Annotated in this window: 10 protein-coding genes and 1 pseudogene; 9 read left to right on the forward strand and 2 right to left on the reverse strand. The window is 71.6% G+C overall.

The window, feature by feature from the left end; translation table 11 throughout:
* Positions 1-180 precede the first annotated feature (180 nt).
* From AC2YHJ_RS17600 to AC2YHJ_RS17635, 8 genes are all read left to right on the forward strand, one after another.
* Positions 181-933, forward strand: a complete 753-nt coding sequence (locus tag AC2YHJ_RS17600; protein WP_487397393.1) for a hypothetical protein — start codon at positions 181-183, stop codon at positions 931-933.
* 61 nt (positions 934-994) lie between these two features.
* Positions 995-1,846, forward strand: coding sequence for a 2-keto-4-pentenoate hydratase (locus AC2YHJ_RS17605; protein ID WP_487397394.1), 852 nt, complete (start codon positions 995-997; stop codon positions 1,844-1,846).
* Entirely contained in the window at positions 1,843-2,469 is a 627-nt protein-coding gene (locus tag AC2YHJ_RS17610) for a nicotinate-nucleotide adenylyltransferase (protein WP_487397395.1), read from the forward strand. The genes AC2YHJ_RS17605 and AC2YHJ_RS17610 overlap by 4 nt, the downstream gene beginning before the upstream one ends.
* Entirely contained in the window at positions 2,376-3,287 is a 912-nt protein-coding gene (gene rsfS, locus AC2YHJ_RS17615; RefSeq protein WP_487397396.1) for a ribosome silencing factor, read from the forward strand. The genes AC2YHJ_RS17610 and rsfS overlap by 94 nt, the downstream gene beginning before the upstream one ends.
* A gap of 1 nt (position 3,288) precedes the next feature.
* The gene (locus AC2YHJ_RS17620) at positions 3,289-3,738 is read left to right on the forward strand and encodes a 23S rRNA (pseudouridine(1915)-N(3))-methyltransferase RlmH (protein ID WP_487397403.1); all 450 of its coding nucleotides are present in this window, start codon (positions 3,289-3,291) and stop codon (positions 3,736-3,738) included.
* Between the two features lie 280 nt (positions 3,739-4,018).
* Positions 4,019-4,684: an NnrU family protein gene (locus tag AC2YHJ_RS17625; protein ID WP_487397397.1), complete on the forward strand. Its 666-nt coding sequence runs from the start codon at positions 4,019-4,021 to the stop codon at positions 4,682-4,684.
* Positions 4,685-4,749: 65 nt separating this feature from the next.
* On the forward strand, positions 4,750-6,306 hold the full coding sequence (gene gpmI / locus AC2YHJ_RS17630) for a 2,3-bisphosphoglycerate-independent phosphoglycerate mutase (RefSeq protein ID WP_487397398.1): 1,557 nt from the start codon (positions 4,750-4,752) through the stop codon (positions 6,304-6,306).
* 86 nt (positions 6,307-6,392) lie between these two features.
* Complete coding sequence (locus tag AC2YHJ_RS17635; RefSeq protein WP_487397399.1) at positions 6,393-7,367, forward strand: Bug family tripartite tricarboxylate transporter substrate binding protein; 975 nt, start codon at positions 6,393-6,395, stop codon at positions 7,365-7,367.
* Positions 7,368-7,638: 271 nt separating this feature from the next.
* On the opposite strand, the gene AC2YHJ_RS17640 is transcribed toward AC2YHJ_RS17635, so the two are convergent.
* On the reverse strand, positions 7,639-7,959 hold the full coding sequence (locus AC2YHJ_RS17640) for a hypothetical protein (RefSeq protein WP_487397400.1): 321 nt from the start codon (positions 7,957-7,959) through the stop codon (positions 7,639-7,641).
* Between the two features lie 267 nt (positions 7,960-8,226).
* On the reverse strand, positions 8,227-8,472 hold the full coding sequence (locus AC2YHJ_RS17645; RefSeq protein ID WP_487397401.1) for a GDCCVxC domain-containing (seleno)protein: 246 nt from the start codon (positions 8,470-8,472) through the stop codon (positions 8,227-8,229).
* Between the two features lie 341 nt (positions 8,473-8,813).
* Here AC2YHJ_RS17645 and AC2YHJ_RS17650 point away from each other — a divergent pair.
* Positions 8,814-9,439: pseudogene (locus AC2YHJ_RS17650) on the forward strand (hypothetical protein); the annotation flags it as partial.

The raw sequence follows: 9,439 nt of genomic DNA on the forward strand, positions 1-9,439 counted from the left end.
AATCGGCGGGCGCGGGCCATCCGGCCCGCTTGCCTTCGCGCCCCACACTGGCGCGCCTGCGGCGGCTGTCGGTCTGGGCGCGGTCGCGCTTTGCGCTCCTGGTCCGATGCGGGGGCAACCGCATCCCTGACATGGCAGCACCGATTGTCGCCGTGTAGGATGACGGGCGGGAGAACCGCCATGAAGCGCATCCTGTTCGCCTGCGTCGCCGCGCTCGGCCTCGCCACCCCGGCTCGCGCCGATTGCCCCGACATCGCGACCGTCGCGCGCTTCGCCCGCGCGCTGCTGGAACGCGGCGTGCCGCAGCCCTTCACCCTCACCACGCCCGCCGACACGCGGTGCGCGCAGGACCGGCTGGTGGCCATGCTCGCCCAGCCCTGGGGTGATATCGAGGGCGTGGCGCTCGCCGCCGAGTCCCTGCCGCCGCTGCGCGGCGCGCTGCTGCACGCGACGCTGCGCGAAAGTTCCGGTGCGACGCTCGAAGCGCGCTTCGGCGCGCGGCCTGCCGTCGCACCCGGCGTGCTGCTGCGCGTCAACGGCGAAGGCCGCGCCGTCGCGGTCAGCCCCTATCTCGCGCTGCTCGACCTGGCGGCGCTGGCCGGCGGCACGGATGCGACGGCGCGCATCGCCGGCAATCTCGGGCTGCGCCTCGGCGTGGTGGGGCCGGAGATGCCGCTGCCCGATGCCGCACCGGATGGCCTGCTGCAGGTCGATGGCAGCACCGTCGCGGCGCTGCCGCGCCTTGGCATCGCCGCGCCACCGCAGGCACTGATCGACCCGCTGGCTCGCGACCTGCTCGCGGAGGGCCGCCCACTGCGCGGCGGGGAACTGGTCGCGCTGCTCGCCGCCCCAGCGCCGATGGCGCCGCGTCCCGGCGAGACCTGGCGGCTGTCCATTGAGGGTCTCGGCGCCGTGGTGTTGAACTTCCGCTGAACTGGCCTTCACGGCGGGACCATGCCGCCGGTAGCATCGGCGGCCACCGGAGGAACGAACGATGCGCCGCTTGCTGCTCGCGAGCCTGATCGCCCTGCCCGCCGCGGCCCACGCCGCCTGCCCGGATGCCGAGGCGGTCGGGCGCGTCGCCGAGGCGCTGCTCGACAACCAATCCTCCCCGGCCTTCACCGGCATGACCTCGCTGGCGGATGGGTTCTGCGCGCAGGCGCAGCTGGTCGAGTTGCTGCGTCAATCCTGGGGCCGGCCGGTCGGCTACAAGGTCGGGCTGACCAGCGCGCCGGTGCAGCAGCGCTTCGGCGTGAACCATCCGGTGCGCGGCGTGCTGATGGAAAGCAGCGTCAGCCTGCGCGACGGCGCCGAGGTGCCAGCCCGCTTCGGGGCCGTGCCGGTGATCGAAAGCGACTTCCTGGTGCGTGTGCGCGACGATGGCATCAACCAGGCCGGCCGGGACCGGCTGGCGATCCTGCGCCACATCGACGTCGTCATCCCCTACATCGAATTGCCGGACCTGGTGCTGTCCGGCGGCTTCGACGGGCCGAACCTGCTCGCCATCAATGTCGGCGCACGGCTCGGCGTGGTCGGCACGCCGATCCCGGTGGAGCCTACGCAGGATTTCGTCGATCGGTTGGCCTCGATGACGGTGACCATGGTCGATGACCGCGGGCAGGAACGCGCGCGTGCGCCGGGCACCGCGGCACTCGGCCATCCGCTCGACGTCGTCGCCTTCCTGATCGAGGACCTCGCGCGTGCGGGGCTGCGGCTGGAGGCGGGGCAGTTGCTCTCGGTCGCCGGCTATTCGCCGACGCTGCCGCTGGAGGCCGGGCGGACCTATACGGTGCGCTATGAAGGGCTGGTGGCGCAGCCCGTCAGCGTGAGCGTCCGGACGCGGTGACGCCAGGCCGATTCGGGGATTCGCGCCGGCGGCGCATCGGGCTGCTCGGCGGATCGTTCAATCCGGCGCATGCGGGGCATCGGCACGTCGCGCGTATGGCCATGCGGGCGCTGCGGCTCGATGAGGTGTGGCTGCTCGTCTCGCCGGGCAATCCGCTGAAGCCGATGAAGGGTATGGCGCCGCTGGCCGAAAGGCTGGCCTCGGCGCGGCGCATCGCGGATGGCCGGCGCGTCATCGCGACGGATCTCGAACGGCTGCTCGGCACGCGCTACACGGCCGATACGCTGGCATTGCTGCGGCGACGGTTTCGTCGTTCGCGCTTCGCCTTCGTGGTCGGCGCGGACAACCTCGTGCAATTGCCGCGCTGGAAGCGGTGGCGCGGGATTGCGCGGCATGTGGCGCTCGCGGTACTGCCGCGGCCGGGCTGGACGCGGCGGGCATTGGCGGGTCGCGCGGCGCATGTCCTGCGCCATCACAGGCGGGCGCCGGGCGGGCTGCTGACAGAATCCTTTGCGCCGCACGCCGCTTGGTGCTTGGTTCCGGCGCGGGAGCACGCCGCATCCGCCACCGCCATCCGAAGAGCGCGGGCGAGCGGTTCCACGGGCGAGAGGAGGGGGCCATAGCCCGCACGCCGAAGACCACCGAGACGAAGCCGGCCGCCAAGGCCAAGGCCGCACCGAAAGCGAAGGCCGCGGCCAAGCCGAAGGCAAGCGCCACCAAGGCGAAGGCCGAGGCCGAACCGAAGGCCCGCGCCGCCAAGGCGAAGGTTGCGCCGAAGGCGAAATCCGCAGCCCCGAAGCCGGCGACGAAGGCCAAGGCGGCGCCCAAGGCGAAGGCGGCGGTGAAGCCGAGTGCCAAGGCCACGCCAAAGGCGAAGGCTGCGCCCAAGGCCAAGGCCGCCGCGCCGAAGGTGAAGGCCACGCCCAAGGCGGCCGCGCCAAAGGCGAAGGCTGCGCCAAAGGCAAAGGCTGCATCAAAGGCCAAGGCCGCCGCACCCAAGGCAAAGGCCACACCCAAGGCCAAGCCGGCCGAGGCCCCCGCCGCGCCGCGCCCCTCGCGCACGCGCAAGCGGGAGAAGCTGTCGCCCGACCGCCTCTCGTTGCTCGTCGCCGCGGCGGTCAAGAGCCTCGAGGACGACAAGGCTGAGAACATCGTGTTGCTCGACGTCACCGGCCGGGCCGACTACGCCGACCGCCTGATCATCGCCACCGGCCAGGTGGAGCGCCAGCTCCAGGCCATGGCGACGCATCTGGACGAGGCGCTTGGCGAAGCCGGGCTGAACCTGCGGCGCGATGCCATCCAGGCCTCGCCGGACTGGGTGCTGATCGACGCGGGCGACCTGGTGATCCACCTGTTCCGCCCCGAAGCGCGCGAGCTCTACCGCATCGAGCGCATGTGGGGCCCGGAAAGCCCGGGGGCATCCAACGCCGCGCCCGGCTAGGATCCTCGCCGTCGGGCGGATGAAGGCTGGGCCGGAGGCGGCGCTGTATGCGCACTACGCCGCGCGTCTCCGCCCACCGCCCGAGGTGACGGAGATCCCCGAGGCGCGCGGTTCCGCCGCCGAGATCCGCCGGCGCGAGGGAATGGCACTGCTTGCTGCCCTGCCGGCGGATGCGGTGGCGGTGGCGCTCGACCTCGGCGGCGAACAGCCCGACAGCGAGCGCTTCGCCACGCTGCTGGCGCGCTGGGAGGAAGCCGGCCGCGCACCTTGCTTTCTGATCGGCGGGGCGGAGGGCCTGGATCCTTCCGTCACGGCGCGGGCGGATCACCGTATCGCGCTCGGCCCGATGACCTGGCCGCATTTCCTGGTGCGCGGGATGCTGGCGGAACAGCTCTACCGCGCCCAGGCGATCCGGCAGAACCATCCCTATCATAGGGCCTGGCGGCCCTGAGGCTTTGTTTGGCCTCAGGCGCCGGCGCCGGCATCCTCCGGCTCGGCTTGCGCGCCATGCACTGCCGCGTTGGGTGCGACGGACCGCCCGGGCGCGGTCGTGCTTGGCGCTCGCGGATCGCGGCAAGGCCGCGATCCGATGGGGTCGCGCCGATCCTTCATGGTTGCACCGTGGTGCCCTGCGCGGGGTCTCTCTCCGGTCCCAGGCGGCTGGGCGAGGTCGCGCCTGGGGCTGACGCCGGTGCTGGACGCCGTGGCGGCGGCGCGCCGATGATGCCGGCATGCTGTTCCTCATTCTCGCTGCGCTGCTGTGGATCGGTGTGCATGTCGGCATCTCCGGCACCGCGCTGCGCGGGCGCATCGGGGAGGCGGGCTTCACCATGGCCTTCTCGGCGGCCTCCTTCGCCGCCATCGCGCTGCTGGTCATGGCCTGGCAGGGTTCCGGGACGATGCCGGTCTGGTTCGCGCCGGGCTGGCTTCGCTGGGTCATCGCCGCGTTGATGCTGCCGGTCTTCATGCTCTTCGCCTGTTCGCTGATCGGCAACCCGACAGCGATGGGCGGGGCTGGGCTGGTCGCGCGCGGGCCGCGCGGCGTCCAGCGGGTCACGCGGCATCCGATGATGTGCGCCTTCAGCGCCTGGGCTGCGCTGCACATCCTCGGCAATGGCGACACGGCAGCGATCGTCTTCTTCGGCGCCTTCCTGGTCACCGCTGTCGCCGGCATGCCGTCCATCGACGCCAAGATGGCGAAGCGCCATCCGGACGCTTGGCCGGGCTTCGCCGCGGCCACCTCGATCCTGCCCTTCGGAGCGATCCTGGCGGGGCGGAACCGCTTCGTGGCGGGCGAGATCGGCTGGATCGCGCCATTGGCCGGGGTGCTGCTGTGGGCGGCGGTGCTGCATGGGCATCGCATCCTGTTCGGCGTGCCGGTGCTGATCCCGGGCTGACGGCCCGGCCTTGCCGCCCGGCCATGCCGGGGGGTAATCCGGCGCCGAAGCCGAGGAACCCGCCAATGTCCGCCAGCCGCCCCCGCCCCGTCATGCTCGTCATCCTGGACGGCTGGGGCTGGCGCGAGGACCGTGCCGACAACGCGGTGCTGCAGGCGAAGACACCTGCCTTCAACGCACTTTGGGCCGGTTCCCCGCATGCCTTCCTGCGCACCTCGGGCGAGGATGTCGGCTTGCCGGACGGGCAGATGGGCAATTCCGAGGTCGGGCACCTCAACATCGGCGCCGGGCGCGTGGTGATGCAGGACCTGCCGCGCATCGGCCGCGCCATCGCCGATGGGTCCATCGCCGCGTTGCCGGCGCTGACCGGGCTGATCGCCGCGCTGAAGGCCTCGGGCGGCACCTGCCACCTGATGGGGCTGCTCTCGCCGGGCGGGGTGCATGCGCACCAGGACCATGCGGCGGCACTCGCGCGCATCCTGTCGGCCGCCGGCATCAAGGTCGCGATCCATGCGCTGACCGATGGCCGGGACACCGCGCCCAAGGCCGCGCCCGGCTTCATGGCGAAGTTCGAGGCCGACATCGCCGCCCTGCCTGGCGTCTCCATCGCCACCGTCATCGGCCGCTACTTCGCGATGGACCGCGACAACCGCTGGGAGCGCGTCGTCACCGCGCATGACGCGATGGTCCTGGCCGAGGGCGCCCATGCGCCCACCGCCCAGGCCGCCATCGCCGCCGCGCACGCCGCCCGCAAGACCGACGAGTTCATCCCCGCCACCGTCATCGGCGACTACGCCGGCATGAAGGACGGCGACGGCCTGCTGTGCTTCAACTTCCGCGCCGACCGGGTGCGCGAGATCCTCGCCGCGCTGGTCGATCCCGCCTTCACCGGCTTCCCCCGCAAGCGCGTCGTGCGCTTCGCCGCCGCCGCCGGCATGACCGAATACAGCGAGGCGTTGAACGCGCATCTCGCGACGCTGTTCGCGCCCCAATCCATGGCCGACATCCTCGGTTCGGTCGCCGCGACCGCCGGGCTGAAGCAGCTCCGCATGGCGGAGACCGAAAAGTATCCCCACGTCACCTACTTCCTGAACGGCGGGGAGGAGACGCCCTATATCGGCGAGGAGCGCATCCTCGTCGCCTCCCCCAAGGTCGCGACCTATGACCTGCAGCCGGAGATGTCGGCCCCGGAACTGACCGACAAGGCGGTCGCGGCGATCGGCTCGGGTGCCTACGACCTGATCGTGCTCAACTTCGCCAATGCCGACATGGTCGGCCACACCGGCAGCCTGGACGCCGCGACCAAGGCGGTGGAGGCGGTGGACACCGGCCTCGGCCGCATCGCGCAGGCGATCCGCGCGGCCGGCGGTGCACTGTTCGTCACCGCCGACCACGGCAATGCCGAGTTGATGCGCGACCCCGCGACCGGCGGCCCGCACACCGCCCACACCACCAACCCGGTGCCGGCGATTCTGCTCGGCGGGCCGGGCGGCGCGACGCTGGCCGATGGCAGGCTGGCCGACATCGCGCCGACGCTGCTGGCATTGCTCGGCGTGACCCAGCCGACGGCGATGACCGGGCGGTCGCTGCTGCGGCCGCGCCGGCAGGCGGCGGCGGATTAGACGCCGCTTCCCCCTGCCGCGGCAGACCGTCTAGAAGCCCCCCGCAACGGCCTGAACCGGCCGATCCCTGGGAGGGCGCAAACGCCATGTTCACCCGTCGCTCGACGCTCGGCCTCGCGGCCGCCACCGGGCTTGCCCGCACCGCCGCGGCGCAGCAGCAGGACGCTTGGCCGTCCCGCCCCGTCACCCTCGTCGTGCCCTGGGCCGCCGGTGGATCGACCGACGCGGTCGCGCGCATTTTCGCGCAGCGCCTGTCGCAGGACAGCGGCAAGTCCTTCGTCGTGGACAACCGCACCGGCGCGAACGGCACGATCGGCTTCAACTCGGTCGCCCGCGCCCGTCCGGATGGCTACACGCTGCTGGTCAGCACCGTCAGCACCTATGCGATGGCGCCGTGGCTCTACCAACTTCCCTACGACAATGAACGCGACCTGGTCGGCATCGGGTTGCTCGCCGCCATGCCGATCATCATGGTGGTGAACAAGGACTTCCCGGCCCGCACCCTCACGGAATTCGTCGAGATGGCGCGCCGGCCCGACCACCGCATCACCTACGCCAATTCCGGCATCGGGTCCTCCACGCATCTCGCCACTGAGCTCTTCCTGCAGGAAGCGCGGCTGACCATTCCCGATGTCGGCTATCGCGGCGGCGGGCCGGCCGTGCAGGGGGTGATCGCCAACGAGACGCCGATGGTGTTCCAGGCGGCCTCCGGCATCCTGCCGCAGATCCAGGGCGGCACGCTCCGCGCGCTCGGCATCGCGTCGCGCGAACGCAGCCCGCTCGCACCCGAGATCCCGACCTTCGCCGAACAGGGCTTCCCCGGCGTCGTGGTCGAGGAACACATCGCCCTGCAAGGCCCCGCCGGACTGCCGCCGGAAATCATCCGCCGCGCCAACGAACTCGCCCGCGCGGCCATGATGGCGGCCGACACGCGGCTGCGGCTCGCCACGCTGGCCGTGCTGCCGATGGTGACATCGCCGGATGCCTGGCCGGCGTATTTCGCGGCGGAGAACGCGAAGTGGCGGGACATGATCAGGGCGCGGAACATCCGGATTCAGTGATGGTGGGGCGGAGAGGGGCGCCGCCCCTCTCCGAACCTCACCCCGCCAGGGGGCAGCGGCCCCTTGGACCGCGGGATTTTGTGCAACCTTTGGTTGAGATCACTTTAGGTTTTTAGGATTTTAGGCCTTTATTTTGGGTCGCCGTGCATGCCGGCGCGCGCTCGACCGCCATCGTCGCGCCCTGCGCCGGGCGGCCCTGATGGAGACCCGGCCAGGTACGGAAACGCGACGGGTCGCCCGGCGGTCGGTGAGGCGCAGACAGCCCGGCCCTTCATGCCGCGGGCGCGTCGGTGTGCGTGACGTAGGGCGTGGACGTCGATCGAAACGCAGAGTGGCGCCGGCTGGGGATTCCCGCCTGTGGCGGCAAGGCCTGCACCCTCATCTGGAGCAGCATCAGGGCCTCGCGCGCGCCGGCCGATACCGATGGGTCGATGTACCCGACGAAGATCCTCAGGTCCTTGGCAAAGACCCAGCCATCCCTCGCATCGACGACGCGCGCGATGCTCGCCTCCAGTTGCTCGATCGTCTTGAGCCGCGTCCTGCAGCCGTCGCGCGCAGCCGTCACCCGCGAGTGCGGAGCAAGCACCGCCACGGCTTCGCATTCCTTCGCTGTCAGTTGGAGTGCCCAGGTCCTCATTCGCCGGTCCCTTCCTCGAAGCGCACTGGCACGGCGCCACACGCAGGAACGCCGGACGTCCCTTTGGGTTCCGATGGGCTGGGAAATTTCAACCGGGCCTGAGAGACCCGGCGCGGCGATACGGGGTGAACCCGAGGACCATCGCCAAGTGGCGCAGGCTGGGGTTGGGCTCGAGCGGCCAACAAGCGCCCTTGGAGAACCTATCCGGGGGCCATCAACCGATCAGCGGCAGCAGCCACCGCCTTGGCCCTGTCGGTCCATCTGAATCGGCGGACACGGCACCGAGCCATAGGAGCAGAACACGCAGCAATCACCTGCCTTCGGGCGCAGCAAGGTGTGGCAGCCCTCGCATTCATAGAAGAACTGGCACGCGTCGGTCGGCATCTCCTCGACCTTGCGGTGACCGCAATGGGGGCAACTGATCTCGGAGCGCCGTTCGGGCGTGGCCCGGTCAGCGGAAATGGTCATTTGGCACCGTCAAAGATTTGGCCTGCCGCCCGAATATAGCGCGTTGCCCGTTCGGGACGTCCCAAGCCGCACGTCCCGCCGCTCCACTCACGCCAAAAACCCGCATTCCAAAGGCCCGCTGGCCTTTGGTGGGGAGAGGTCCGGAGAGGGGCAAAGCCCCTTTCCGGTCGGACTTCGGACGCAGATCGCCCGATGATGAAAAGAACATACCAAGAACAATCCCTTACGTCCAGCACGCCCTGGTTGCCCCCGCCTCCCGCCCCCGCTTACCTCCTCCACCTCGCCCGAGGAGCACCCTGCCCGTCCCCTCCCTCCTGACCCGCCTGCCCCTGCTGCTCGCCTTGGCCGCCTTGCCCGTCGTCGCCCAGCCCTCGCGTGAGGCCGTGCAGGACGCCCGGCGAACCGCCGAGGCCGAGCGCGCCGCCGCCGCCGAGGCCGCCCGCCTGGCGCGCGAGGCCGCGGAGGTGGAGCGCGGCCTCGCCCGCCAGCGAGTCGCCATGGCCGAACGGGTGCAGCACGCGGAGGCGGTGCTCGATGCCGCCCAGGACCGCGAGCGCCAGGCGCTGCTCGCCGCGCTCTCCGCGCGGGCCGAGGTCGGCCGCCGCGCCGCAACCCTGGCGCCAATGATGCCGGCGATGCGCCGGCTGTCGCTGTGGCCGGCCGAGACGCTGCTCGCCGTGCCGCTGCCGCCGGAGGAAGCGCTGCGCGGCGTGCTGGTGCTGCAGGGCATCGCGCGGCAGATCCGCCGGGAGCTCGACGCGCTGCGCGCGGCGGATGAGGAAGCGTCCCGCCGTGCCCGGATCGCCGCGGCCGAATCGGCGCTGGTCGCCGCTGCGCAGGAGGAAGCGCTGTCCGCCGCCCGCGCCCTGGATGGCGAGATCGCCGCCGCCCGCATGCGGGAAGCCGAGGCCCGCCAGGCGGAGCGCGAGGCCGGCCGCCGGGCGCAGGACGCGCTGGCGCGGGCCTC

The sequence above is a fragment of the Roseomonas sp. SRI_022 genome (assembly GCF_057586215.1).